The following is a 26,753-nucleotide window of genomic DNA, read 5'->3' as shown; positions in this document are numbered from 1 at the left end:
TAATTGTCAATTATCAATAAAAATTATTCTACTATCAACTACTTATAAATAAAAAAATGCAGACAACTTAGTCTGCATTTTTTATTTTAGGAAAATAATTAATGATCAACGGCAGCACCTGCTCCTTTTGGATAGCGTACACTTTCAACCAAGTCTTGAATCTCTTTGGGTGGTGGTGCAGTCATATAAGATACTGCAAAGGCTACCACAAAGTTAATCACAGCACCAATCGGACCAAATCCTAGTGGGTTAATGCCCATAATCCAGCCTGTTGCATCATCAGGGAGTGTCGCCGTACCAGGGATAAAGAACCAACCCTTGAACAAGAAGATATACACACAAGTGACAATCAAACCTGCTAGCATACCTGCTACTGCACCTTTATTATTAATGCGTTTTGAGAAAATACCCATCATCAGTGCAGGGAATAGACTAGAGCCTGCGATACCAAAGGCAAGTGCTACTGTCTGTGCTGCAAATCCTGGTGGATTCATACCAAGCCATGTCGCTACAGCAATCGCCACAATCATCGAGATACGAGCTGCAGTCAACTCACCCTTATCAGAGATAGTAGGCTTTAAGATGGTCTTAATCAAGTCATGCGAAATAGCAGATGAGATAGCAAGCAATAGACCTGCTGCGGTAGATAGTGCCGCTGCGATACCACCTGCTGCAATCAGACCAATAACCCAGCCCGGTAATTGTGCAATCTCAGGGTTGGCAAGCACCATGATGTCGTTATTTACATCTAGCTCATTACCTTGTAGACCTTGCTGAGTGGCATTCGCCAAGAAGGCTTCATCTTTTGACTTGTCGTTATAGTAGTTGATTTTACCATCGCCGTTTTTGTCTTCAAACTTTAACAGACCAGTTTGTTCCCAGTTTTTCATCCATTCTGGACGTACTTCATAATCAATCGGTGCAGAAGTCGTACCATTTGGATAAATGGTTTCCACTAGGTTCATACGAGACATCGTACCTACAGCAGGGGCAGCAGTATATAGCAATGCGATAAATACCAACGTCCAACCTGCTGATGAACGTGCATCAGAGACTTTATTAACCGTAAAGAAACGGATAATAACGTGTGGCAGACCTGCTGTACCAATCATCAAAGACAATGCCAATAAGAACATATTAAGCTTATCAGGTACATCAGCCGTATAAGCTGTAAAACCCAAATCAGTGATTAAACCATCGAGTTTGGTAAGCATGGTTGTACCGTCTGCGGTCGTACCAAACATACCCAAGCCAGGGATTGGGTTACCTGTGATGTTCATTGAGATAAAGATGGCAGGCACGATATAAGCAATCATCAATACCACATATTGAGCAACTTGCGTATAAGTAATACCTTTCATACCGCCCAATACTGCGTAAAACAGCACCACAATCGCTGCGATGATAAGACCTGTGTTCTTATCTACTTCTAAGAAGCGAGAGAATGCCACGCCAGCACCTGTCATCTGACCAATAACGTAGGTGGTACATGCCAAAATCAAGCAAACCACTGCAATCAGGCGGGCACCCTTAGAATAAAAGCGATCACCGATAAAATCAGGAACAGTGAACTTACCAAATTTACGCAAATAAGGGGCAAGCAATAAGGCTAATAAGACAAAACCACCCGTCCAGCCCATTAAATACGCAGAAGCGAAATAACCATTCATGGCAATCATACCTGCCATAGAAATGAATGATGCCGCACTCATCCAGTCAGCACCTGTTGCCATACCGTTCACCACAGGGTGAACACCACCGCCAGCAACATAGAATTCTTTGGTTGAGCCTGCTCTTGCCCAAATTGCAATGCCAAAATATAAGGCAAAGGATAAGCCTACAAAAATTAAGTTAATTACAAATTGACTCATGGCTTAATCCTCCTCTACGCCATATTCTTTATCAAGGCGATTCATACGCCACGCATAAAAGAAAATAAGTGCCACGAAGGTTAAGATAGCCCCTTGCTGACCAAACCACAGTCCAAGGTCTGTACCCATAAAAGTAATCCCCATCAATGCAGGGCGAAGTAGAATGGCGAACCCAAGCGAGCAGATAGCCCACACGATAAGACAGCCAATAATAATACGAACGTTGGCTTTCCAGTAGCCAGAGACGTCCTTATTGTGATGTGTACCATATGACATGGCGACCTCCTTGTAAATTGCAAAAGCAATTTAAAAACACTTCCTTAGTAAGATTCTGTTTAGCTGATGTCTATTTCAATAATCTTAGAACATCTACCACTTAAATCTTATTGAAGAAGCAGACAACAATTAGCTAACCCACATCGTATGCCAAGAATCATCTGGCTTACTCATAGGTCAGAGTCCTATTCAACTTAGCTAGTGTTTGGCATAATAGCATAATTTTTTGGTATTTCAAGTGTTTTTGACACGAAAATTACGAATTTTTTTAACCATTTTGAAACATTTTGGCAACCTTTTATACAGGCCTACTTTTTAGCATAGCGTTTTTGGCGGGATTTATGGTGGGCTAATAACAAGTTTTTCATCTAGTTTTTTACAGCACGCTGCAAGCGTCTAACACAGCTAAACGCCTTTATCCGTGTAGCGAAGCTAAGTAGTATTAGCCAATTCACCAAAAAGCTCAAAATATCACAGCTAAGCTTATCAGGATTTACCCAAAAGCGTGATCTTAAAAACTTAAAAGCATAAAAAAAAGGGGGGGGTTAAATACCAAGAAAACACAAACATATAAGCTAATGAGCTTATCTGACATTCACGCCAAAGCTAGCAATACCAAATGTGCCAATATCAGCAAATGCTCTAAACTAGATGATTGATAAATATATTTACTTGTCATCATGATAAAAAAGAACAAATTAAAAGGTCTTAGCCCTGCAAAAACAGAACTAAGACCTTAAATAAGATGAAACCAAATCACCCTTAATTTAAACTTGCCTTAAGAGCGTGCCTAAGGACTAAATTTTTGGCTCAATAACGGGTGATTTTTACATCTTTGAACGTTATGTACGGCTTATTTTTTGCCACGATTTGCAAAAGCACCGAAACGCTTATTGAAGCTAGCAACACGACCTTCGTTAGACGTTTTACGTTGCTCGCCTGTGTAGAATGGATGTGATGCACTTGAGATATCAAGTGGGAAGTATGGGTATTCTTGACCTTCGTATTCACGAGTTGTCTTTGTGCTTACTGTTGAACGAGTCAAAAAATACACATCGGCATTCGTGTCGTGGAACAGTACTTCTTTATATTCTGGGTGAATGTCTTTACGCATGATAATCAATCCAATAAATCTAAGCACTAATGCATACTGATCATAAAAATTACAGCCTAAACTGGCCACGCCATCACCAACCATTTGGCACGCCGCACCACGTTTTTATCCATTAGCCATCTTAGATGGGAAAAATGAGACGCCATTGTAGCAAAATCCACCAAAAAAATCAAAGTTTTTTTGGTGGATTTTAGGGCGTTCATGCTGACAAACGATTCTTTAGCTCCCACGCTTTTTCATCTGAGTATCAATACAGCCACGCAATTTTTGTCCTGCTTTAAACGTAACAACTCGTCTGGCATTTACAGCCACCTCCTCGCCTGTGCGTGGATTACGCCCCGGTCTGGACTTTTTATCTTTTAGCTCAAAATTACCAAACCCAGACAGCTTGACCTCCTTGCCATCGGCTAAGTTTTGGCTGATTTGCTCAAAAAACTGATCCACCAAAAACCGTGCGTGCTGACGGGGGATTCTTAAGCGAATCGTCAGATGATTAACCATATCTGCTTTCGTCAATGAACTCATACTGCTTCCTTTATTATTTGAAGTTCTTGACTTGCCACACCACGTCTGTGGCCTCGTCAACTCAATGCCTTAGCTGTCTCGTAACTGAGCATTGTGCTTAGTGCTTAGCACCTCAATCACGTCATCCATTGCTTGCTTGATGGTATCATCGCTTAGCGTTTCTTGTGCATTTTGGAATAACATAGCAAACGCTAAGGACTTCTTGCCAGCAGGCAATTTATCGCCTTGATAGACGTCAAATAGCCACACGTCGCTCAGATAACGCCCTGCTGCTGTGTAGACATCTACCGCTAAGTCTTGCCATGTCACGCCATCATCCACCAAGAACGCCAAATCACGGCGAACGCTTGGGAACTTGCTTGGGGCTGTGATTGGGCTGGTTGCGCGATGCAATTGCAATAACGATTCTAAGTCAAATTGAGCCACCCATACAGTTGGCAAATCAAGTGCTTTTGCCACGCTTGGGTGGAGCTGACCGAACCAGCCTAGCTTTTTGCCACAAATGGTAAGATATGCACTTTGCCCAGGGTGTAAAAACGATAAATTAGCTCGCTCAAATGCCACATCTGACTTGCTCAAGTTGGTGGGTAGCAGACGCCCTATATCGCCTTTTAGGTGATAAAAATCCATCGCTTGACTTGGATATGGCCCATCTTCACTGACATCACCCACCGCCACGATAGCGAGACTTGGCGTCTGAACAAGCGTCTTAATATCTTCACCAACGAACGATAAACCTGTCTCAAACAGACGCACACGATTTTGTTGGCGGTTTAAGTTGTATTTTACGACAGGCAACAAACTTGATAGTAGCGTGCGTCTCATCACCGCAAGATCGCTTGAGATCGGATTGGCAAGTGGTAATACCTTACCAAGCTTATCATCATTAAATAAGCTTTCAATCTTTGCATCACTAAAGCTAAAACTCACCGCCTCAAAATAACCGCTGTCTGCAAGCGTTGTCTTTAGCATATGGGTCAAATCCGCTGTATCATCATATCCCATATCCACAGCAAAATTTGGCAAGACCGCATCAATGGCGTCATAGCCATAAATACGTGCTATCTCTTCTATTAAGTCTTCTGGGATTGCAATATCAAAACGATGACTTGGCGGTGTCGCGATGAAATGCTCGCCATCAAATGTCGTCTCAATCTCTAGGCGGTTTAAAATATCAAGCACGTCATCGCTTGGGATATCAATGCCGATAAGCTCTTTAATCTTGCCGATTGGTAGTGTGATAGTCTCACGCACAGGCAGCTCATCTATATGCTCGCACACAGTGATTTGACCTGCCCTGCCACCTGCAATATCAACGATTAACGCTGTGGCACGATCTAGGGCAACACTTGCTAAATTAAAGTCAACGCCACGCTCAAACCGCTGACTGGCATCTGTATGCATACCAAATCGGCGAGCTCGCCCTGCGATGGCAAGCGGATTAAAAAACGCACTTTCTAAGACGATGGCAGTCGTCTCATCACTAACCGCTGTGCGACGTCCACCCATAATCCCCGCCAAGGCAATCGCTCCAATGTCATCTGCAATGACAAGCTCATCACCTGTTAGCGTGATGGTTTGCTCGTTTAATAGCTCTAGCGTCTCGCCTGCTTTTGCTAATCTTACCACGATACGACCAGCAACCTTATTGGCATCAAAAGCGTGTAATGGCTGCCCAAGCTCTAGCAAAACAAAATTTGTCACATCCACCAAAAAGTTATGTGTACGCACGCCAGATGCTATAAGACTGTCAGCGATCCATTTTGGGGTAGCGACATTACGATCAATGTCACAAATTAGCTGGGCTAAATAGCGTGGGCAAGCAGTAGTGGCGTCCACCTGCACCGCCTGAGCCTGATTTAAAACGCAATCTGCTTGGCAAATCTTTGGGCGATTAAGTGGCAAGCGATTCACGACCGCAAGCTCACGAGCTAAGCCTAATGCACTTAGACAGTCGCCACGGTTTGGCGTGATGGCGACATCAAGCACCATAGTATCTAAGCCTAAGTACTCACGCACGTCCACACCGATAGGGGCATCATCAGGCAGCTCAAGCAAGCCATCAATCTCATCTACTAACCCAAGCTCGCTTGCACCGCATAGCATACCCTGCGATTCAACGCCACGCAGTTTACCTTTTTTGATTTTAAAGGGCTTGCCATCAATAGGCGGTAAGACTGCACCAACTGTTGCCACAGCAACTTTAAGTCCAGTTCTCACATTTGGTGCACCACAGACGATTTGTAGTAAGTCGTCTTGACCGACATCAACTTCGGTTACTTTTAGCTTATCAGCATCAGGATGCTGCTCACAAGTTACCACAACACCTGTAACCACGCCACTAAAATCAGGGGCGACTTTTTCCATTCCATCAAGCTCAAGACCTGCCATGGTCAGCTGATGACCGAGCATCTGGCTATCCACCGCAGGATTAACCCATTTTCTTAACCAATTTTCACTAATCTTCATATCTTCGTATCTCTAATTTTTACTTTTGTCAATTAGGCTTTATATATGACAGCTTAAAACGACAAGCTTATAGCGTTGTTTCTTATAACGTTATTTTATCGCTCAATTTAACTTGATGGCTCTTGTTACCAATCAGATTTTGACTAAGCATTTGCCAAATAATGACACCCATTAGCCAAACTGCTTTAAAAACCGCAAATCGTTTTGGAAAAATAATCTTAAGTCATCAATGCCATAATACAACATGGCGAAACGCTCAATACCAAGCCCAAAAGCAAAGCCTGTATATTCATCAGGATTGATGCCACAATTTTGAAGTACTTTGGGGTGTACCATGCCACAGCCCAAAACTTCTAGCCACTTGCCATTATCCGACAAAATATCCACTTCTGCTGATGGCTCAGTGAATGGGAAAAAACTTGGGCGAAACCGCACGGTCATTTTTTTGCCAAAAAATGCGTCCAAAAATTCATGAATAAGCCCTTTTAACTCAGCAAAATTAGACGATTTGCTAATCATCAAGCCTTCCATCTGATGGAACATCGGTGAATGCGTCTGGTCGCTATCACAGCGATAAACACGCCCTGGGCAGATGATTCGCAAAGGTGGCTCGTTTTTCTCCATCGTGCGAATCTGTACGCCACTTGTGTGCGTACGTAGCAGATAATGAGCATCAAAATAAAACGTATCATGCATAGCACGAGCAGGATGATGGCTTGGGATATTTAACGCCTCAAAATTATAATAATCGCTCTCAACCTCAGGACCTGTTGCCACGCTAAAACCTGCCTGCACAAAAAACTGCTTCATACGCTCGGTAATCTTCGTGATGGGGTGAAGTCCGCCTGCTGGCACGCCACGAGCAGGCAAGGTGATGTCAATCTGCTCAGCTGTCAATCTCTCATTTAGTGCTTTTTGGGCAAGCAGCTGACCTTGATGGTCAAAAGCGGTAGTTAAGCGAGTGCGTAATTCGTGCAGGTATCCACCATAGACTTTTTTGTCGTCTACATCAAGCCCACCCATTTGCTTGGATAAAGCAACCAGCTCGCTTTTTTTGCCTTGCAGCTGTACTTTTAATTCTTGTAATTGATTTTCATCTGGTGCTTGGCTGATGAGTGTGCAGGCAGAATCAGCAAACTTGATAAAATCCTGCTCGCAAAGATTGGACAAAGGTTTGTTTAAGGTAGGTATGGTCATCATAAATAAAGCTTTTGGTAATTTTTCTAGGAAAATAAGGAAGTTATTGTAAATAATTCACTTTAAAATGTAAACAGTCGATTCATATTATTAAGTTTCGTATTATTAATTATTAACAAGTCTTGCAAACTTATCACATAAAATACACCATCAATCATTTTATGCAAAACTACAAAACAAACCCATTAACAATCTGTCTACAACAAATCCAAACACCCCACAAACACTTAAAAATACTTGGTTTTTTGCAAAAAATCCTAAGAATTTACAAAAAAAATGTAAATTTTTTGAAATATCTGTTGCTAAGGATTGATTTTTTGTGTATATTTGCGTTGCAATCTTAGCTATTTGTTACCTAAGTGCAAATAAAGCTGTCGCATTCATCACACTTTTGGATAGAAGCCTCTGATGGATGCATGGATTTCAGCCCTAAAAGGAACTCTTATGAAAAAATCACCTCTAGCCATCGCTATCAAAACCACAAGCGTGCTTGCCATCGCAGCACTATCTAGCCAGGCCTTCGCTGCACCTGACCTCTATGGTCAGATTCGTCTGTCTGCCCTAGCTGTAGACAAAACAGACACCATCAATGATGTCGCTACCAAAACATCAGCTCGTCCCGACCTAAGCTCTGGCAACTCTCGTATTGGTATTAAGGGTACAGAAAAGCTTACTGACAATACCGACTTAGAATATAAGCTAGAATATAAAGTTGATGTTGCAGAAAATACTGGGGGTAACTTCTCAGCTCGTCACGGCTATATCGCCCTAAATAACAAGCAATACGGTAGATTATTGGTTGGTCGCACCATTTCACAAGACGATTATCTATCTGTTAGCCCAGCATGGTGGCGTAATGTGGGGATTGGACCTGTTGCAGGACATGATGCAACTTGGGTTAATAACAGCATTTTATACACCACGCCAAAACTAAACAATGGTACTACCACTGCATTTATCCAATACGGCATGGATGAAGGCTCTGGTGCAGCAGGCAAAGGCAGTCGCAGTTTTAGCACCTTTAAGAATAACAAAGAAACCTCATTAGATCGTGATTTTGTCATCGGTGGCGTACAATATGCCAAAGATAAAGTCGCTCTAAATGCTGCCTATACCCACGCAGGTAAAGACCTAAAGTCAATCCGTGGCTCAGCTGAATACAAGGCTAATGATAGATTGACGGTATATGGCTTAGCTCAACTGTCCGACTATAACAGCAATAACGATGAATTGGCTGTATCAGGTGGTGCAAGCTATAAGATAAATGCACCAATAACCGCATGGGCTGAAGCGTATCATACTGATAACTACAAAGGCTATGCAGATGGTAAGGCATCAGGTTTTAACATCGGTGCTCAGTATGACATCAATAAATCACTTCTTGCCTTTGCTAGCGTTGGTTATGCACAAGATAAATACTGGGAATGGGATAAAAAGCCAGAAGAGATTGTAGTTAAGAATAAAATTGAAAAGAAGACAATCGAGACCTTCAACAAAAAAGAAAATACCTCTAAAGGTATTGAGGTCGGTATGGTTTACCGCTTCTAATCAAACCCATCAAAAAAAACAGCCTGCCTTTGCAGGTTGTTTTTTGTTGTATCAACACCCAATCTAAACACATTCCAAGCCCCAATAAAAACCCCAAATAAAAAAACCGCAATAACTGATAGATTATTGCGGTTTTTATTCGTCTTTGATGTGACTAATCTGATAAATAAGACTTAGTACATCAATCAACTGATGTTGACATTATGCCAAAGCAGCTTTTGCTTTTTCGCAGATCGCAGTGAACGCTGCTGCGTCATGCATGGCGATGTCTGCTAGGATACGGCGGTCGATGTCAATGCTTGACTTTTTAAGACCGTTGATTAGACGGCTATAGCTTAGACCGTTTAGTCTAGCACCAGCATTGATACGAGCGATCCACAGACGGCGAAAAGAGCGTTTTTTGTTACGGCGGTCACGATATGCGTATTGACCAGCTTTCATGACTGCTTGCACAGCAACACGATACACACGAGAGCGAGCTCCGTAGTATCCTTTTGCACGAGCTAGAACTTTTTTATGACGGCGATTTGCCTGTACACCACGTTTTACACGAGCCATTTTATTCTCCTAGAGTCTTTAAGTTAATTAGATGTATGGGCACATACGACGGACAGCAGCCACGTCAGATGCGTGAACCATAACGCAGCCACGAAGTTGGCGGATACGCTTAGGAGATTTTTTGGTCAAAATGTGGCGTTTGAACGCTTGTTTACGCTTAAAGCCGTTTGCAGTTTTTTTGAAACGCTTAGCTGCACCACGTTTGGTTTTAAGTTTCATAGTTAGCCTCTTAGTTAAAAAGTTGGTCGCCCAACTTGTTGAACCTTTTTGCCTGCCAAAAGCAGTCGGAAGGTGGGATGGTTATTATAAGTGGTTTTTGTAAATATCACAAGCAAAATGCCAAAACTTTTGTTAAAATTAACGAAATTTTACAACAGAATTTAACAGATACTTATGAACTGGCTAGACGAATTAACATTTAATGAGCATGGCTTAATTCCTGTCATCGCCCAAGATTATGACACAGGGCAGATTATGATGATGGCATGGGCAAACCGTGAAAGTCTAACTTTAACCAAAAAGCTTAACCAAGCGGTGTATTTTAGCCGCTCTCGCAACAAGCTTTGGCATAAAGGCGAGACAAGCGGACACACCCAAATCGTCCATGAGATTTACACCGACTGCGACAGCGATGCGGTGATATACAGCATTACTCAGCTTGGGGGGATTGCTTGCCATACAGGGCGTGCGTCTTGCTTTTATAAACGCCTTGATACAACAAATGGTACATGGCAAGACACCTTAGCTATCATCAAAGACCCAAAAGACATCTATGGCGACTGCCCAAAACCACACATTAATCCAAGCAAAAATCCTACTGGCTTTGAAGTTTTGGCAAAGCTTGACGTCATATTAGCACAGCGAAAACACGCCGATAAAGACAGCTCTTATGTCGCAAGTCTCTACCACAAAGGATTAAACAAAATCCTAGAAAAAGTGGGCGAAGAAGCAGTTGAAGCGATTATCGCTGCCAAACAGCTGCAGCTTATGCAGTCCACGAATACTGACGACACTGCTGCTAAAGCTGACCTTATCTATGAAGTGGCGGACGTTTGGTTTCATAGTCTTGTGGCACTTGCCCACTTTGACATTGACAGCACTGCTATTTTAGATGAGCTGGCACGACGCTTTGGTCTGTCTGGCATTGATGAGAAGAATGCTCGGCAAACAAACTAACGCAGTAGGCTTTTTGTTGGCTGTATGTAGCCACACTAAAGCATGTGACAAAACCTGCGATGGTTAAATCATCGCCAATTTAACAAAAATATCATCAAACTATCAACATTGGCATGATAAAATACCCAAGCACGCCATTTGGTATGTTAAAATAAATAAAATCGTAACTAAACAAAGGGGAGTTTTATGGGCGGATTGTCTATTACACATTGGCTGATTTTATTGGTTGTAGTTGTGGTAATTTTTGGCACAAGTAAACTTAAAAACGCAGGCAAAGACTTAGGCTCTGCGGTCAAAGGTTTTAAAGACGCTGTCAAAGAAGATGAAACACCAAAAGTCATCACCCAAAAAGACGGCGAAACTGTCGTTACTGTCACCAAAATCAAAGAAACCAACACCCATTCACACCAAGGATAGCGGTGCTAAATCTAGGGTTTTTTGAGCTGACGCTTCTTGGGATTATTGCTCTTATCGTGCTAGGTCCTGAGAAGCTGCCTGTGGTTGCTCGTACGCTTGGCAAGTGGTATGGCAATATCCGCAGGCTACAGACACGCCTAAAAGATGAGCTGATGAGCGAGTTTGAGCTTGCCGAAGCGACCAAAGAACTGCAAGCAGAGATTGCCAAGATTCGTCAGTCAGAAAGAGCCATGAAAGCCCAAATGCAAAAGCTACAACGCACACTTGATGAGCAATATCAAGACACAGCACATCAAGACCCACTTCAAAATAAAAGCTATGCAACTGCCGATGATATCGCACAAAAAAACCCAAGACAAGCCCAAAAAATCCAAACAACCCAGACTGCCTTAAATCTACCACTTGCCAACCACTGGTTCTTACTTGGTGAATACGATAAAAATCGCAGACTGCCAGTAGCACCTTTTTTACCAAACTACACAGCCGATACGCTACTACATAACCCCTATAACCATCATGACTAAACCTTTGCTCACACCACCGACAACAGACGATATGCCGATTATGGCTCATTTTGCTGAACTGCGTTCTCGCCTGATTAAGGTTGTGATGGCAGTTATCGGTATTTTTTTAGTGTTGGTTGGTTTTAGTCGCCAGCTATACGACTACATCTCAAACCCTTTGGTTGCCCTGCTGCCTGCTCACGCAAGCCTGATTGCGACCGATGTTGCCAGCGGCTTTGTTACGCCCATTAAGCTTAGCTTTATTGTGGCGATATTTGTGAGTGTGCCGTTTATTTTATGGCAAATTTGGGGCTTTATCGCACCGGGTCTATACCGTCAAGAAAAACGCATTGCCATACCCATTTTGCTCTTTGCCATCTTGCTGTTTTACTTAGGTGTGGCGTTTGCTTATTTTATTGTGCTTGTGCCTGCTTTGAAGTTTTTTGTCATGTTCTCGCCAGATAATGTGCTGCCCATGACAGATATTGAAAGTTACCTAAACTTTGTTATCAAACTGTTTGCCGTATTTGGTGTGATGTTTGAGATTCCTGTCGTAACCTTATTACTGGTGCTTTTAGGCATCGTTACTCCGCAGTCGCTTGCTGAGAAAAGACGCTATATCATCGTTGGGTGCTTTGCGGTGGCTGCTGTGGTAACACCACCTGATGGGGCGAGCATGGTGATGCTGGCTGTACCTATGTGCTTACTTTTTGAATGTGGGCTTATCATGGCAAAAATGCTTGCCAAACACTCTTAGATTGATAAAGACAAGTCTCAAAACATCTTTGATATGCTATAATCTGTCGTCTATTTTTAGCGATGATTTGGCATGAACCCATCTACACCCCACACACCCACCGAAGAACAGTTTGCCGCCTTAGATATGGCAAGGCAAGGCAATTCCTTTAAGGTGGTGGCGTATGCTGGGGCTGGCAAGACCACCACGCTTAAGCTTATCAGTGAAAACCTACAAGGACGTGGGCTGTATCTAGCCTTCAACAAAGCCATCGCAAACGAAGCCCAAGGCAAATTCCCAAAACACGTTCGCTGTCAGACTTTTCATTCGCTTGCGTTTCGTCATGTGCCACGAGACATCACAGCCAAAGTCAGTCTGCCACGCCTAACACCTGCTCGCTTGGCTGATGAATTACGGCTTTCTCCCATTCAAGTTTTACGACAGTTTGATGGCATACCTAAGCCTGTTACACTCACGAAATCTAAGCTCGGTACGATTATTGGTGAATCTATTACGCATTTTTGCAAGACATCATCAGCCTATCCTGCACCACGCCATCTTATATTGCCAAGTTGGCTAAGCGATGCAGACGATGCCGCCTTAAGACAGCAGCTTTATCCTGCACTTGAAGAACGCTGGCTACAGTCAATAGACGCACGCCACCAAGCGGGTATTGGTCATGACATTTATCTTAAATTATGGACCTTATCCAATCCTGCCATTCCTGCTGATTTTATCTTATTTGACGAAGCCCAAGATGCAGACCCCTTAATGATGGGAGCATTAATCAAGCAAGATAGGCAGACCATCTATGTAGGCGACGCCCATCAGCAGATTTATGAATGGCGTGGGGCGGTGAACGCCATGAAACGCTTGCCCTACCCACAGACACTATTGACACAGTCTTTTCGTTTTGGCGAAGCGATTGCAGATGTGGCAAATGTGCTGTTAAAGGCACTACAAGAAACCATTCCCCTAAAAGGCAACCCCAACCGTCAATCTAGCGTAGAAAAACAACTTAGAATCAGCCAAAAAGACGCCATTCTTTGCCGAACGAACGCAGGGGCGATGGCACGATTACTAACAGGTTTAAAGGCAAATCACAAGGTTGCCCTGCAAGCAGACAGCTCACGCATTTTGCGTTTTTGCCAAGGGGCTGAGAGCCTAAAAAACGGCAAATCTGCCTATGGTATTGCCGAACTTGCCTATTTTAACCACTGGGGTGAAGTCCAAGAATTTAGCGAAACAACCGACGGCTCTGACCTAAAAACTTGGGTAAAGCTCATCGAAGAGCATGGTGTTAGCACCATCACCCAAGCCATTAACGCCCTATCCACCCCAAGGTGTGCCGACTATGTCGTCTCCACCGCCCATAAATCCAAAGGCTTAGAGTGGGGGCGTGTGCAGCTTGCTGACGACTTTTTATACGATGTTACCGAACGCAGCGTAAAAATTAGTGCTGAAGAATTGCGGCTGCTGTATGTGGCGTGTACTCGTGGACAAGATACGCTTGATGTCCACGATGTTAATGACTTACTTTATGCCCTGACCACCAAAAAGCTCATCTATGACTGATTTTCACCATCTGTTCACCCGCCCTGTCCGCTTGCTTGCCCCCATGGAAGGCTTAACCGACCCGCTCATGCGGCAAGTTTTAACGCAAATCGCCCATGATTTAGGTACTCCTTATGATTGGTCGGTGAGTGAATTTATCCGAGTGACGCATTATCCGCTACCTGCCCATGTGTTTTATAAATATGTGCCAGAATTACACACCGATGGTAAAACGGCAAGTGGCACACCCATTCATGTACAGCTTTTGGGCAATAACCCTGAGACAATGAGCCAAAGCGCCGTAACGGCGGTGGAGCTTGGGGCAAGAGCCATTGATTTAAACTTTGGTTGCCCTGCAAAAACGGTGAATAACCACAAAGGCGGTTCGGTACTGCTTGATGAGCCAGACACGCTTTATACCATCATCAGTGCTGTGCGAAAAGCTGTGCCAAGCGATGTGCCTGTATCTGCCAAAATTCGCTTGGGCTATACCGACATGGGTAAAATGACCCAGATTGGGCAAGCGGTCAAATCTGCTCACGCAAGCTGGCTTACCATTCATGCTCGCACCAAAACCCAAGGCTATAAACCCCCTGCTTATTGGGATAAAATCGCCCCTTTTACCACTCTTGGATTACCCATCATCGCTAATGGTGAGATTTGGACTGCCAAAGATGCTACTTGTTGTGCCAACCAAGCCAGCACACCCCATCTTATGCTCGGACGTGGGGCGGTTACTCGTCCTGATTTGATTGCTCTTATTAATAATGCCGATAAAACCTTAACTTGGCAACAGCTAATAGCTTATCAACTCGCCTTTTTAAATGATGATACTGACAACCAAAAAGGACTCATTGGACGGTATAAACAGTGGCTTGGTATGCTGACCAAAGGCTATACTGAAGCCGAAGATTTATGGCAAATGGTCAAAAAATTAAAACTAAAAGATGAGATTATAGCCCTGCTATAACCTTTAATGAAGGTTTTTCTTAATATAATTGTATGATAACGAAAGTTGTTATATCATGATTTTACTTTATAACAACATAAGGAAACAATATACAAGTTCTTTTTTTTAAAGCCCGTCAAACCGCCATGAAAATTATCAAATCATCCGCCAGCATGGTCGCACCTTTGTGATTATAAATCCAATCCACGCTTTAAAGCGGTGCAAGGCAGAAAAAACAAATAAACCAAACAAAGCCCACTATTTTAAGTGGGCTTGTCGTATTAATCATTACGCTCTTCAAAAGACTCATGCTCAGCCTGATACAGCACACCAAGCCGTTTTTGAGTTTGTGTATCTAGCAATTGTTTTGCGTCCTTAAAAAAATTATTTTCTTCTTCTTTAAGATGATGGCGAACTTCATCAATTAGCTTTGTTGCTGTTTCAAAGAATCGCTCATCGCCAGTGCGTCCATCGCTTAGCACTTGCATCATCTCATCCATCTCATGATGTTCAGCAATCGCATGACGAGACAGGTCAAGGCCATCATCAAACTTCATGACAGGCACATACAGATGACGCTCTTCGGCAGCGGCATGGGCTTGCAGCTCAATTCTAAGTGGCTCATAACGCTGCTCAGCTTGCTTACGGTCTTTATCCTTTAAACTCATCTCTAAGCTGTCGCACAGTTTTCGTTGCACGTCGTGAGATTTGATTAATGCGGTAAAAATATCGATGTTTTCCATGGCTTATCCTTTTTCAAGTTTGGCTATTTTATTACTTTTAGTGTATCGTATTTTGGCAGATAATTAAGGTTTTTGTACTTGACAAACCCATCGTCTATACCAGTATACTCAAATATATCAGCATGCTAAAAAACCAAACGCACAGCATTTGGCTTATTAAACATTACTTAATTTTAGCACGGTATTTAACTACTGCTGTCGCACCCACGCCAAGATCTTCTATCTGCCAACGCAAACCTTGGTAGTATGATAGTGGTATTGGCTGAATCTGACCATTGACATTCATACGCAAAGGCATGGCGGTGTACAGATTACCATCAGCGGTGGCTTGACCACGCTTAGGCTCAATATCACCCACAAGCTCAGCACCATTAGGAATGCTAACACTGACTGTCATCTTGCGAACACGATGCTCACCTGCATTTGTAAATAATCCACGATACTCTACTGTGTTGCCTTGGGTAACATAAGAGCCTAAATCAATCGGTGTTAAGATTTCTTGACCTTGGGCATCATGTGACACCACAAATGCATTCACCGCAGCAGTGACATTTGCTCCTTCTGGTAGCATAACTTGCTGGCTTGGCGTAATGCTCTTGGTGGTTGTTGAAAGTGTATCTGAGTCAGCTTGTGGTAATACAGCACCTGCCTGAACCGCTATACCTGCAAACATAACGGCAGCAAAAAGCTTGGTATAAAGTTTCATATTAATCCTTACAAATTAAACAAAGTAAACGTTGTAAATCAATTATAATACACTGATTACACTTATTTTGATAGCACAGATTACAATTTATAACATTTTGTAAAACCGTAATCGGTCGCTTCATCAGCCCTGTTTGCTTAATACAATATCAATAATACCCATTTACACAGATGAATAAGCTATAACTTAGTGATTTTGACATAAAAAACACCGTCTTTACTTATAAAAACGGTGTGGTATTTTTAAAATCAATAATTTTTAGTCTAAGCGGCTTTTTTTTTGACTGTATAGCCTAGCTAATGTGGCTTGTCGCCTAAACCCGCTCAATCACTGTGGCGATGCCTTGCCCAAGACCAATACACATGGTAGCAAGTCCGATCTGGGTGTCTTGTTGTTCCATGACGTTGATGAGTGTGGTGGTAATTCTTGCACCTGAACAGCCCAAAGGATGTCCAAGGGCAATCGCACCGCCATTTAGATTAACAATGTCTTGTTTGTCGTACAAATCCAAGCCTTTCATCACCGACAGACTTTGAGCGGCAAAGGCTTCGTTGAGTTCTATGGTTTGAATATCGTCCATACTAAGTCCTGCTCGCTTTAATGCCTTTTGGGTGGCAGGCACAGGACCATAGCCCATGATAGCAGGGTCGCACCCTGCGATTGCCATAGAGCGGATTTTGGCTCGTGGGGTCAAGCCCAAATCTTTAGCTTTTTGGGCGGACATCACAAGCATAGCACACGCACCATCTGACAAAGCAGATGATGTGCCTGCTGTTACTGTGCCGTAAGCAGGGTCAAATACGGGACGCAACGCTTGAAAAGCCCCTAAATTAGCGTCCGAGCGAATGACTTCGTCCACCGTACAAAGCTGCAAATTACCATCTGCATCATGCCCTTCTACACCCACAATTTCATTGTCAAAGCGTCCATTTATCGTTGCTTGCCACGCCCGTTTGTGCGACTGCACGCCAAATTCATCTTGCTCTTGGCGTGTGATATCATTTAATCGCCCAAGCATTTCTGCGGTTAACCCCATCATGTTGGACGCTTTGGCATAATGTTTTGACGCAAGAGGGTTTAAATCCACACCGTGCATCATATTGACGTGCCCCATATGTTCCACACCACCGATGATAAATACATCGCCTTGATGAGTCATGATTTGGGCAGCTGCCGTGTGTAAAGCCTGCATGGATGAGCCACACAGACGGTTTACCGTCTGACCGCCTGCACTTTTGGGAATGCCTGCCAATAGTCCAATGTGGCGAGCGATATTCCAGCCTTGCTCAAGCGTCTGATTAACCGCTCCCCAAATCACATCTTCTATAAGACTTAGGTCAAATTCGTTGCGTTTTAATAATTGACGCACCACTTCGGCAGATAAATTATCGGCTCGCACATTGCGAAACATACCGTTTTTAGATTTACCCATTGCCGAGCGTACGCCATCTATAATCACCACATCAGTAGGGTTTAAAGTTGTCATGGTTTTTTCCTTAAATTTTTAATCAATAAAACGTCTCGCCATTTTGTGCCATTTTACGCAATAAGGCAGGGGCTTCATACGCCTTACCAAGATGAGCATATTTATCGCACAATGCCACAAATTGTTTTACGCCAAACTGGTCAATGTATCGGCACGGTCCACCACGAAACGGTGGAAATCCAAGCCCAAGCAGCATTGCCATATCTGCTTCGCCTGCACTTGCCACAATATTATCTTCAAGGCAGCGTACCGTTTCGGTACAAAACGCCACCATCATACGCTCGACAATTTCACGCTCATCGATGTCTTTTGGTGTATCATTGATCGCATTTAGCAGATCATTAACACTTGGGTCGGTGAGTTTTTTAGGCTTGCCTTTTTTGTCAGTTTCATATTTATAAAAGCCTACGCCGTTTTTTTGTCCCAAGCGATTTGCCTTAAATAAAGTTTCAATACTGCCTTGATAATTAGGTTTCATGCGATCAGGATAGCCTTGTGCCATAACGCTTGCCCCATGCACGCCTGTATCCAAGCCAACCACGTCCATCAGATACGCAGGCCCCATCGGCATGCCAAATTGCTCCATGACTTTATCAATTTTGACAAAATCCGCTCCATCTTTAAGCAGTAACTCAAACGCCCCAAAATACGGAAATAACACCCGATTCACCAAAAACCCAGCACAATCGTTAACCACAATCGGCGTTTTACCCATTTTTTGGGCCAATGCCACAGTGGTTGCTATCGCTTCATCGCTGGATTTTTCGCCACGCACCACTTCTACTAGGGGCATACGGTGTACAGGATTAAAAAAGTGCATACCCACAAAATTTTCTGGGCGTTTTAGCGATTTGGCAAGCTCGGTAATGCTAATGGTAGATGTGTTTGATGCTAAAATACAGTCATCTTTGACCAAATTTTCTACATCACTTAGCACGCTTTTTTTGACGTTTGGGTTTTCTACCACCGCTTCAATGACGATATCTACACCATCAAAGTCGCCATCAGTTAAGGTTGGGCGGATTTTACTAAGCGTCTCACCCATCTTAGCAGGTGTTAATTTGCCACGCTCTACTTGTTTGGATAACAGCTTATTAGCTTCATTCATACCCAAATTAAGCTGGTCAGCTTTAATGTCTTTTAGGGTAATCGGCAGACCTTTCACTGCTGATTGATAAGCGATGCCACCGCCCATAATACCCGCTCCGATAACGGCAGAGTGGGCGATGTCATGGGCATTTTTGGCGTGTTGTTTGGCACGTTTTTTGACCAGTTGGTCGTTTAAAAACACGCCCACTAAGGCAGCCGCTTGCGGTGTTTTGGCAGATAAAGCAAAGTTTTTAGCTTCAATGGCAATGGCTTTATCTCGTGGCAGATTGACATGCTGTTCAATCGCTTCAATGGCAAGTGCTATGGCAGGATAATGCTTAGGGTTAGCCTTTGCAAATATCACCGCTTTAGCAGAGTTAAAGACCATCGTTTGCTCAAGTTTAGGCAATTTAACAGGCTCTAATTTTTCGGCTCGTTTGGCTTGCCAGTCAAGCTCGCCTTTAATACATTTATTCACCAAATCAAGAGCAGATGCTTCTAATTTATCATCACTCACCAGTGCATCTACCAAGCCTGATGCTAAGGCGTTGGCAGGTTTTAAAGGATTTGCTGTGGCAATCAGCTCTAAAGCGTTATCAATGCCGATAATGCGTGGACTACGCACCGAACCACCAAAGCCTGGGAAAATACCAAGTTTGGTTTCAGGAAAACCAATGCTTGCCGATGTCGCCATCACACGGTACTCACAGACGAGCGTCATCTCACAGCCACCGCCCAACGCCGCTCCATTAATGGCACACACTTTGGGAAATGGCAAATCTTCAAAGCGGTTAAAAGTGTTATTAATGTCAAGCAGCCAATCTTCAAGCTCGCTGACATCTTTTTGAAAATACGCCACAAATTCAGTAATATCTGCCCCTGCGATAAAGACTTTTTTGCCTGATGTTACAATTAAGCCTTTGATATTTTTAGCATTTTCTAAGGCAATCACAGCTTGTCTAAATTCATCATTGGTTGATTTGTCAAACTTATTGACGCTCTCATCTTCGGCATTAAAGTGCATTTTGGCGATGCCTGCCGTACCGTCAAGTAGATTTACTTGAATGCGTTTTCCTTGGTAAATCATGGTTGCTCCTTTTTTTTTGGGTTAATACAACTGATTATAAAAGATAGATGCTCTCACTATATCACAAGCAATTTTGGCAAAAAAGATAAAAATTGACTGTGCAGTCAGCTCATTTTAAGCAAAATCAAAATCACTGGTCATAAAAAACCACTCATTGCGAGTGGTTTTAAGATTAGTCCGTTTTAGGCTGTGCTCCATCATCAATTACCGCCTTATCCACAGTAATCTTAGAGACGCCTGTCATGCTTGGCAGTTCGTACATTGTCTCAAGTAAGGCATTCTCAATAATAGAGCGAAGCCCCCTTGCTCCCGTCTTACGCTTCATCGCTTGCTTGGCAATGGCAATAAGTGCATCTTTATCAAAAGATAGCTCCACCCCTTCCATCTCAAACAGATATTCATACTGCTTGGTTAGGGCGTTTTGTGGCTCGGTCAAAATCTGCACCAAAGCCTCTTCATCAAGCTCTTCTAAAGTTGCAATCACAGGCAGACGTCCGATAAACTCAGGAATAATCCCAAACTTAATCAAATCTTCTGGCTCAACTTCACGAAACAGCTCACCCACACTTGTCTCTTCAGGAGCTTTAACGTCAGCATTAAAGCCGATACCTGTTTTTTCGGTACGTTGCTGAATGATTTTATCAAGCCCTGCAAACGCACCACCAACAATGACCAAAATATTACTGGTATCCACTTCAATGGTTTCTTTGCCAGGGTGTTTGCGTCCACCCTGTGGTGGCACGCTGGCAACCGTACCCTCGATAAGTTTTAACAAAGCTTGCTGCACGCCTTCGCCCGATACATCACGAGTGATGGAGACGTTTTCGCTTTTTTTGGTGATTTTATCAATCTCATCAATATAGATAATACCACGCTGAGTCTTCTCAACATCGTAATCAGCAGCCTGTAAGAGCTTACGAATGATATTTTCAACATCTTCGCCCACATAACCTGCTTCAGTTAACGTCGTAGCGTCCGCCATCGCAAACGGCACATTAAGCGAACGAGCCAAAGTCTGTGCCAGTAAAGTCTTACCCGATCCTGTTGGTCCGATTAACAGTACGTTACTCTTAGCTATCTCAGGTGCACCGACTTTCTTATCTAAAGTAGCATGGTTTTTTAGGCGTTTATAGTGGTTATATACCGCAACTGACAACGTTTTTTTGGCAGTGTCTTGACCGATAACATAATCATCTAAGTGAGCACGCAGCTCTTTTGGTGTCGGTAGCTTGACATTTGCCCAATGCTCATTATCATCGTCTTGTTTTATCGCTTTAATCGGTTCAGCTTTGGCGGTATTTGTTGTTCTCTGTTTAGTCAATCCGCCCACCATCTCACCGCATAATTGCACGCATTCATTGCAGATGCTTGCTTGCTCACCTGCGATAAGCTTTTTAACTTCACTTTTGGTTTTGCCACAAAAATCGCAGCGTTCAATTTCATTACTCATAGTCTTTCCACGTATTTATGATAGAGATTTTGGACGCTTATCAAGTACTGTATCCACCAAACCGTATTCCATCGCACGCTTAGCACTCATAAAGTTATCACGGTCAGTATCACGCTCAAGCACCTCAATGGGCTGTCCTGTATGCTCGGCAAGCAGTTGATTTAGCTTGGCTTTTAGCTGAATGATTTCACGAGCGTGAATCTCGATATCAGACGCTTGTCCACGAAAACCACCCAAAGGCTGATGAATCATGATGCGAGAGTTCGCCAAAGCATAACGCTTGCCCTTTTGACCTGCTGACAGCAAGAACGAGCCCATACTCGCTGCTTGCCCCATACAGATGGTTGATACATCGGGCTTGATAAAATTCATGGTGTCATAAATCGCCATGCCTGCGGTTACCACGCCACCTGGTGAATTAATATACACATGAATGTCTTTTTCAGGGTTATCCGCTTCTAAAAACAAAAGCTGAGCGACAATTAAGTTTGCCATATTATCTTCAACCTGCCCTGTCAAAAAAATCACACGCTCACGCAAAAGACGTGAAAAAATATCAAAAGAACGCTCACCACGTCCTGATTGCTCAATCACCATCGGCACTAGGGCAGACTGTGGTGCGGTGTGAAAAGTATCACTGAGTTGATCAAAATACGGATTTTGTTTCAAATTTAACATAAAAAATTTTTCCTTATAAGCTTGTCAAATATCTTTGGGAACTTTCGTCATAAATTTAGCAATAGATACTGCCCATTTTATCATAAAATGCACGCAAATACGGCAAAAAAAAATACCCCAGCAGTCCGCTAGGGTATCTAACTTGGTTAACTGGTTAAGATTAGAACTGAGATTGAGCTTTTTGCGATGCTGCTAACAAATCTTGGTATTTCACCTCTTTATCAGTGACTTTACCTTGCTCAAGCAGATAATCTACCACTTGATCTTCTAAAACTACCGCTTCTACGCCAGCACGTTGCTGTTTATCATTGGTGTAGTACTCGATCACTTCGTTTGGATCTTCATAATTTTCAGCGGCTTCTTTAATGAATGCTGTAACACGGTCTTGATCCACTGTTAGGTTATTTTTCTCGATGATTTGGCTAACCAGCACCCCAAGGCGTACCGAACGTAAGGCTTGATCTTCAAACAACTCATTTGGTAGCATATCTGCACCAAAGTTTGCATTACCGCCAAACTGCTGAGCGAAACGTTGTAGCATTTGCTGACGTTGACGATCAATTTCTTGCTCTAGCATGGCTTTTGGCACGTCAAATTCATTCTTCTCAAGCAGTGCGTCAAAAGCAGCTTGCTTAACTTGGTTACGGGTAGCGTTCTTAATCTCACGCTCCATGTTTTTACGCACGTCTACTTTTAGCTTATCTAGACCGCCTTCTGTCACACCAAACAGCTCAAAAAACTCCTCATTAAGCTCTGGCAATTTAGCTTCTTTAACCTCTTTTACGTTGATTTTAAAATCAGCTTCTTTACCTGCCAAATTTTCAGCTTGGTAATCTTCAGGGAAAGTTACCTTGATGGTTTTTTCTTCGCCTGCTTTCATGCCTTTAATACCATCTTCAAAGCCAGGAATCATCTGACCTGAACCGATAACCAGCGTATAGTCTGTGGCTGCACCACCTTCAAACTTCTCACCATCAATCGAGCCTTCAAAGTCAAATAACACCTGATCACCATCAACAACCTCACCCTCTTTTACTTCAAAAGTTTGGCGTTGTTTTTGTAGGTTTTCAATCATGGTGTCCACATCTTCATCAGACACGCTGGCTACTTGACGCTCAACTTCAATCTCGCTTAAGCCTTGCACTTGCACTTCTGGGAAAGTCTCAACGGTGGCTTGATATACCAAAAATTCATTTTCAAGCTTGACATCATCAATGTTTGGCACGCCAACAGCACGCACTTTTTTCTCGCTTAGTGCTTCAAATACCGTATCACGAATAACATCGTTAATCACCTCTTGCTGAATACCTGCACCATATTGGGCACGAATGTGCGACACAGGCACTTTACCTTTACGAAAACCATCAATCTTAGCGGTCTTAGCTAGACTACGAATACGGCTTTCTACTTTACCTTGGATTTGACCCACAGGAACTTTAACGGTCAGCTGCGCCTCTTTGTCAGAAATGACGTTTAATGTAATGTCTAAATTGCTCATAGTTTCACCTTAAAATTGTTTAAAAATCTGGACAGGCAAACTTCCAAATGCCTGAAAAATAACAAAGACCAATTATTATAGCTTTATTTTGACAAACTTACAACTAAGTGCATTTGATTATTTAAAACAGTGATTTAGCATCATACTCACTCATAACAATCCACACCCAGCCTATTCATCTGTTAGTTACGCAAGTATTGTATCAGCTTGGCAAGTGCCTGCCCTCGGTGGCTGAGGGCATTTTTGGCGGATTTATCCAGTTGGGCAGATGATTTGCCAAGGCTTGGTATATAAAACAGTGGATCATAGCCAAAGCCATTATCGCCTTGTAGCTGTGCTAAAATCTCACCTTGCCACTCTCCTTGGGCAATGATGGGCAAAGGGTCATTGGCATGACGCACCATCACAAGCACACAAACAAATTTGCCAGCAATCGGTACATCTTTTCTATGTGGCAAAAGCTCTTTTAATAATCGCTCGTTATTAGCAGCGTCGCTTTTTTCGCCGCCGATTAAGCTTGCATAGCGTGCCGAATAAATCCCAGGTGCATTGCCAAGTATCGGCACACAAAGTCCGCTGTCGTCCGCGATGGCGGGCAATCCACTGGCGTTACTGGCGTGGCGTGCCTTAATGATGGCATTTTCCACAAAGGATAAACCGTCTTCTATCGCATCACTAATGCCAAGCTTGCCTTGGGGTGTGATGGTGTAGGGTAGATTTGCTTTGGCAAACAAGCTTTCAAATTCAGCAAGTTTGCCTTGGTTATTACTGGCTAGGACAATTTTTTGCATGTTAATCTCACAACTTTATCATTTACTACGTCTTTAACTTCATTTGCTTTCATTTTAGCACAGATACGCACTACCAACTACGCACGATATTTAATACACTTTAATTATTCATATGGTAACTTATAAGTACACCCTCGTCATTAACAAGTTTATTTTTAGCAATAATCTTGCTACAATGAGATTTTATAATTAATAATCATTTTTACTTAAAGGACTCATATGTCAAAAAACATCTACACTGACATTAGCGAACCTGCACCTACTGCACAAGCTACCCCAAGTCCTAACCCACATCACCAAAACCCAACCGCATATCGTTTTGAATTTTTGGGTACAGGTTTGGCGTATTTTAAGATTTGGATTGTCAATCTTGTGCTAACCATCTTAACGCTTGGCATCTACTCACCGTGGGCAAAGGTACGCCGATTACGCTACTTTTATGGTAACACCAAGCTTAATAATCGCACGTTTGATTTTACTGCCAATCCCAAACGCATCTTAGTCGGACGACTCATCGCCATCGGTATTTATCTTGTCGTCAGCACGGTTTGGCGGTTTTCACCTGAGGTGGCAATCGCAGGCTCTGCCTTATTATTCGTCATTTATCCTTGGCTTATGCGTTCGTCGTTACGCTTTATGGCAAGAAACAGCCAATATAATAATGTGCGTTTCGCCTTTAATGGTGGTCTTGGGGCAGCTTATGGACTGTTTATTGCAATACTTTTATTACTTTTATTAAATATTATCAGTTTTGGTTTACTACTTCCTTTAACGTGGTGGATGTTTAAGCGTTATCAATTCAACGAAACGTATTTTGGACAATTAAAATTCAATTTTAATACCAGCATTTGGGACGTGTATAAGGCGTGCATCCTGCCGATGATTATCCTAATCTTGGTGGCATTGGCATTGATAGCTATTGGTTTATTAAGTAAAAACTTAAATGAAGGTGGCTTCTCTATTACACATTGGCTAATTCTCATTGCATACTTATCAATGCTACTTGTGATACCACTTATGCAAGGCTATGTACATAAAGCAATTTGGGGTAAATTAACCTTAGGCAATAACCGCTTTGAGCTTGTTAATTTTAGCCCATTAAAGTTCGCTTTTATTCACTTGACTAACTATTTTGCCATCATATTAACCCTAGGGCTTTTGTATCCGTGGGCAGCTGTGCGTATCCATCGGTATAAGACCGAGACGCTAAGCCTTATCGCTTATGATAACTTTGATGCGATAGCCACACCGAGCGTGGATAATGTCTCACCGCTTGGCGAAGAGATTAGCGATGTGTTTGACTTTGATGTGTCTTGGTGATGATAAATGACAAGTATTCGCTACTTTGATGGGCAAGTAAGTAAGGCACACACTGCTACCATCATGCCTGTGTATTATCAAGATAAGATGGACGGCTTTACCATCACTTATGGCAGTACCGTAAAACGCTACTTTGCCAAAGAATTTGAATACTTGCCATCGGTGAGTCATTCGCCCCATGTCTTGATGATGGCAGACGGGGCCAGAGTGGAGTTTATCGGTGACGTACCCGACTGGCTAAGTCTTAATCATCACGACTTATTTAATAAAATCTCGCAAATGGAAAATCGCTGGGCGTGGATTGGAGTCAGTCTTGCCATCATGTGTGTGTTTGTGTTTGGCGTGTTTAAATTTGGCATACCGCTGGCAGCTCATCACATCGCCCAAAAAATGCCTGCTGATACCTTGATGGCAGTCGGCGACACTGCACAAGAGTATGTCATGGATATGACCAAACCCAGCACCTTACCAAAGGCTCGTCAAGACGAGATTATCGCCTTATATGACAAATTAAACACCGATCTGACAGCCAAAATCATCGTCCGAAATGGTGACAAGCTTGGTGCAAACGCCCTTGCGATACCTAATAACACCATCATTATCACTGATGAACTAATTAGGCTTACCGATGACGATCGCCAAATCCTAGCCGTGCTGGCTCATGAAAAAGGACATCTTGTGCATCGTCACAGCTTAGAGCAGGCGATTAGCAGTCTTGGAGTTGGTGTGCTTGTGGTCGTCATCACAGGTGATACGTCAGATTTGTTGCTCGCACTGCCAACTTTATTAGCAGTTTCTAACTACTCACAAAAAGCGGAGATGGAAGCGGATAAATTTGCCATTGATGAGCTAAAAAAGCTTAATATCTCATCCATTCATCTTGCTAATTTTTTTAGAAAAATGCAGGCAGAACATGGCGATAAAGATGGACACTGGTCAATGTTATCGACACACCCAAAAACAGATGAACGCATTTGGCAAGCTGAGCAGTATCAATGACAAAAACCTCTTG

26 protein-coding genes are annotated in these 26,753 nt (G+C 42.9%); 9 read left to right on the top strand and 17 right to left on the bottom strand.

Annotated features, from left to right (window positions below):
* Nucleotides 1-98 precede the first annotated feature (98 nt).
* From LU293_RS05810 to pheS, 7 genes are all read right to left on the bottom strand, one after another.
* Nucleotides 99-1,871, bottom strand: a complete 1,773-nt coding sequence (locus LU293_RS05810; protein WP_242746253.1) for a sodium:solute symporter family protein — start codon at nt 1,869-1,871, stop codon at nt 99-101.
* A 3-nt stretch (nt 1,872-1,874) separates the two neighbouring features.
* Nucleotides 1,875-2,147 (bottom strand): DUF4212 domain-containing protein, encoded by a 273-nt coding sequence (locus tag LU293_RS05805; protein ID WP_242746250.1) that lies wholly within the window; start codon nt 2,145-2,147, stop codon nt 1,875-1,877.
* Between the two features lie 853 nt (nt 2,148-3,000).
* A complete protein-coding gene (locus LU293_RS05800; protein ID WP_242746247.1) occupies nt 3,001-3,261 on the bottom strand; it encodes a type B 50S ribosomal protein L31 in 261 nt (86 codons plus the stop codon).
* Between the two features lie 56 nt (nt 3,262-3,317).
* The gene (locus LU293_RS05795; protein ID WP_242746244.1) at nt 3,318-3,491 is read right to left on the bottom strand and encodes a hypothetical protein; all 174 of its coding nucleotides are present in this window, start codon (nt 3,489-3,491) and stop codon (nt 3,318-3,320) included.
* Nucleotides 3,481-3,786 carry an integration host factor subunit alpha gene (locus LU293_RS05790; protein ID WP_242746241.1) on the bottom strand — a complete coding sequence of 102 codons (306 nt, stop codon included), beginning with the start codon at nt 3,784-3,786 and terminating at the stop codon, nt 3,481-3,483. Before LU293_RS05790 ends, LU293_RS05795 begins: the two co-directional genes overlap by 11 nt.
* A gap of 69 nt (nt 3,787-3,855) precedes the next feature.
* The gene (pheT, locus tag LU293_RS05785) at nt 3,856-6,255 is read right to left on the bottom strand and encodes a phenylalanine--tRNA ligase subunit beta (protein WP_242746238.1); all 2,400 of its coding nucleotides are present in this window, start codon (nt 6,253-6,255) and stop codon (nt 3,856-3,858) included.
* A 171-nt stretch (nt 6,256-6,426) separates the two neighbouring features.
* Nucleotides 6,427-7,455 carry a phenylalanine--tRNA ligase subunit alpha gene (gene pheS, locus LU293_RS05780; protein ID WP_242746236.1) on the bottom strand — a complete coding sequence of 343 codons (1,029 nt, stop codon included), beginning with the start codon at nt 7,453-7,455 and terminating at the stop codon, nt 6,427-6,429.
* A gap of 441 nt (nt 7,456-7,896) precedes the next feature.
* Here pheS and LU293_RS05775 point away from each other — a divergent pair, with 441 nt between their 5' ends.
* On the top strand, nt 7,897-9,000 hold the full coding sequence (locus LU293_RS05775) for a porin (RefSeq protein WP_242746233.1): 1,104 nt from the start codon (nt 7,897-7,899) through the stop codon (nt 8,998-9,000).
* A 201-nt stretch (nt 9,001-9,201) separates the two neighbouring features.
* Here the strand turns inward: LU293_RS05775 and rplT are convergent, their stop codons facing one another.
* Both rplT and rpmI read right to left on the bottom strand, forming a co-directional pair.
* Nucleotides 9,202-9,558 carry a 50S ribosomal protein L20 gene (gene rplT / locus LU293_RS05770; protein WP_242746230.1) on the bottom strand — a complete coding sequence of 119 codons (357 nt, stop codon included), beginning with the start codon at nt 9,556-9,558 and terminating at the stop codon, nt 9,202-9,204.
* A 27-nt stretch (nt 9,559-9,585) separates the two neighbouring features.
* Entirely contained in the window at nt 9,586-9,777 is a 192-nt protein-coding gene (gene rpmI, locus LU293_RS05765) for a 50S ribosomal protein L35 (RefSeq protein ID WP_242746227.1), read from the bottom strand.
* A 174-nt stretch (nt 9,778-9,951) separates the two neighbouring features.
* Between rpmI and hisIE the strand changes: the two genes are divergently transcribed.
* The 6 genes from hisIE to LU293_RS05735 all read left to right on the top strand — a co-directional run bounded on the left by hisIE (nt 9,952) and on the right by LU293_RS05735 (nt 14,914).
* Nucleotides 9,952-10,734 carry a bifunctional phosphoribosyl-AMP cyclohydrolase/phosphoribosyl-ATP diphosphatase HisIE gene (gene hisIE, locus LU293_RS05760; protein ID WP_242746224.1) on the top strand — a complete coding sequence of 261 codons (783 nt, stop codon included), beginning with the start codon at nt 9,952-9,954 and terminating at the stop codon, nt 10,732-10,734.
* A 186-nt stretch (nt 10,735-10,920) separates the two neighbouring features.
* The gene (tatA, locus tag LU293_RS05755) at nt 10,921-11,151 is read left to right on the top strand and encodes a Sec-independent protein translocase subunit TatA (RefSeq protein ID WP_242746221.1); all 231 of its coding nucleotides are present in this window, start codon (nt 10,921-10,923) and stop codon (nt 11,149-11,151) included.
* A gap of 2 nt (nt 11,152-11,153) precedes the next feature.
* A complete protein-coding gene (gene tatB, locus LU293_RS05750) occupies nt 11,154-11,675 on the top strand; it encodes a Sec-independent protein translocase protein TatB (RefSeq protein WP_242746218.1) in 522 nt (173 codons plus the stop codon).
* The gene (gene tatC / locus LU293_RS05745; RefSeq protein WP_375540323.1) at nt 11,668-12,411 is read left to right on the top strand and encodes a twin-arginine translocase subunit TatC; all 744 of its coding nucleotides are present in this window, start codon (nt 11,668-11,670) and stop codon (nt 12,409-12,411) included. Before tatB ends, tatC begins: the two co-directional genes overlap by 8 nt.
* Nucleotides 12,412-12,483: 72 nt before the next feature.
* Nucleotides 12,484-13,965, top strand: a complete 1,482-nt coding sequence (locus LU293_RS05740) for a UvrD-helicase domain-containing protein (protein ID WP_242746214.1) — start codon at nt 12,484-12,486, stop codon at nt 13,963-13,965.
* Nucleotides 13,958-14,914 carry a tRNA dihydrouridine synthase gene (locus LU293_RS05735; RefSeq protein WP_242746211.1) on the top strand — a complete coding sequence of 319 codons (957 nt, stop codon included), beginning with the start codon at nt 13,958-13,960 and terminating at the stop codon, nt 14,912-14,914. Before LU293_RS05740 ends, LU293_RS05735 begins: the two co-directional genes overlap by 8 nt.
* Before the next feature lie 260 nt (nt 14,915-15,174).
* Here the strand turns inward: LU293_RS05735 and LU293_RS05730 are convergent, their stop codons facing one another.
* From LU293_RS05730 to rdgB, 8 genes are all read right to left on the bottom strand, one after another.
* Nucleotides 15,175-15,636, bottom strand: a complete 462-nt coding sequence (locus LU293_RS05730) for a hemerythrin domain-containing protein (protein ID WP_242746208.1) — start codon at nt 15,634-15,636, stop codon at nt 15,175-15,177.
* A 163-nt stretch (nt 15,637-15,799) separates the two neighbouring features.
* Nucleotides 15,800-16,342 carry a hypothetical protein gene (locus LU293_RS05725; RefSeq protein ID WP_242746206.1) on the bottom strand — a complete coding sequence of 181 codons (543 nt, stop codon included), beginning with the start codon at nt 16,340-16,342 and terminating at the stop codon, nt 15,800-15,802.
* A gap of 313 nt (nt 16,343-16,655) precedes the next feature.
* On the bottom strand, nt 16,656-17,828 hold the full coding sequence (gene fadA / locus LU293_RS05720; RefSeq protein ID WP_242746204.1) for an acetyl-CoA C-acyltransferase FadA: 1,173 nt from the start codon (nt 17,826-17,828) through the stop codon (nt 16,656-16,658).
* Between the two features lie 22 nt (nt 17,829-17,850).
* Entirely contained in the window at nt 17,851-20,004 is a 2,154-nt protein-coding gene (fadB, locus tag LU293_RS05715) for a fatty acid oxidation complex subunit alpha FadB (RefSeq protein ID WP_242746203.1), read from the bottom strand.
* 172 nt (nt 20,005-20,176) lie between these two features.
* A complete protein-coding gene (clpX, locus tag LU293_RS05710; RefSeq protein ID WP_242746202.1) occupies nt 20,177-21,454 on the bottom strand; it encodes an ATP-dependent protease ATP-binding subunit ClpX in 1,278 nt (425 codons plus the stop codon).
* 15 nt (nt 21,455-21,469) lie between these two features.
* Nucleotides 21,470-22,132, bottom strand: a complete 663-nt coding sequence (gene clpP / locus LU293_RS05705) for an ATP-dependent Clp endopeptidase proteolytic subunit ClpP (RefSeq protein ID WP_256462099.1) — start codon at nt 22,130-22,132, stop codon at nt 21,470-21,472.
* Nucleotides 22,133-22,292: 160 nt separating this feature from the next.
* A complete protein-coding gene (gene tig / locus LU293_RS05700; RefSeq protein ID WP_242746201.1) occupies nt 22,293-23,630 on the bottom strand; it encodes a trigger factor in 1,338 nt (445 codons plus the stop codon).
* Nucleotides 23,631-23,812: 182 nt separating this feature from the next.
* Nucleotides 23,813-24,421 (bottom strand): RdgB/HAM1 family non-canonical purine NTP pyrophosphatase, encoded by a 609-nt coding sequence (gene rdgB, locus LU293_RS05695; protein ID WP_242746199.1) that lies wholly within the window; start codon nt 24,419-24,421, stop codon nt 23,813-23,815.
* 219 nt (nt 24,422-24,640) lie between these two features.
* Between rdgB and LU293_RS05690 the strand changes: the two genes are divergently transcribed.
* A complete protein-coding gene (locus LU293_RS05690) occupies nt 24,641-25,741 on the top strand; it encodes a YjgN family protein (RefSeq protein WP_242746197.1) in 1,101 nt (366 codons plus the stop codon).
* Between the two features lie 6 nt (nt 25,742-25,747).
* The gene (locus tag LU293_RS05685) at nt 25,748-26,740 is read left to right on the top strand and encodes a M48 family metallopeptidase (protein WP_242746196.1); all 993 of its coding nucleotides are present in this window, start codon (nt 25,748-25,750) and stop codon (nt 26,738-26,740) included.
* Nucleotides 26,741-26,753 lie beyond the last annotated feature (13 nt).

It is taken from the genome of Moraxella nasovis, assembly GCF_022701215.1.
Classification (GTDB): Bacteria; Pseudomonadota; Gammaproteobacteria; order Pseudomonadales; family Moraxellaceae; genus Moraxella; species Moraxella nasovis.
Note: the sequence above shows the minus strand (reverse complement) of the source record. Positions and strands in the feature narration are given on the sequence as shown.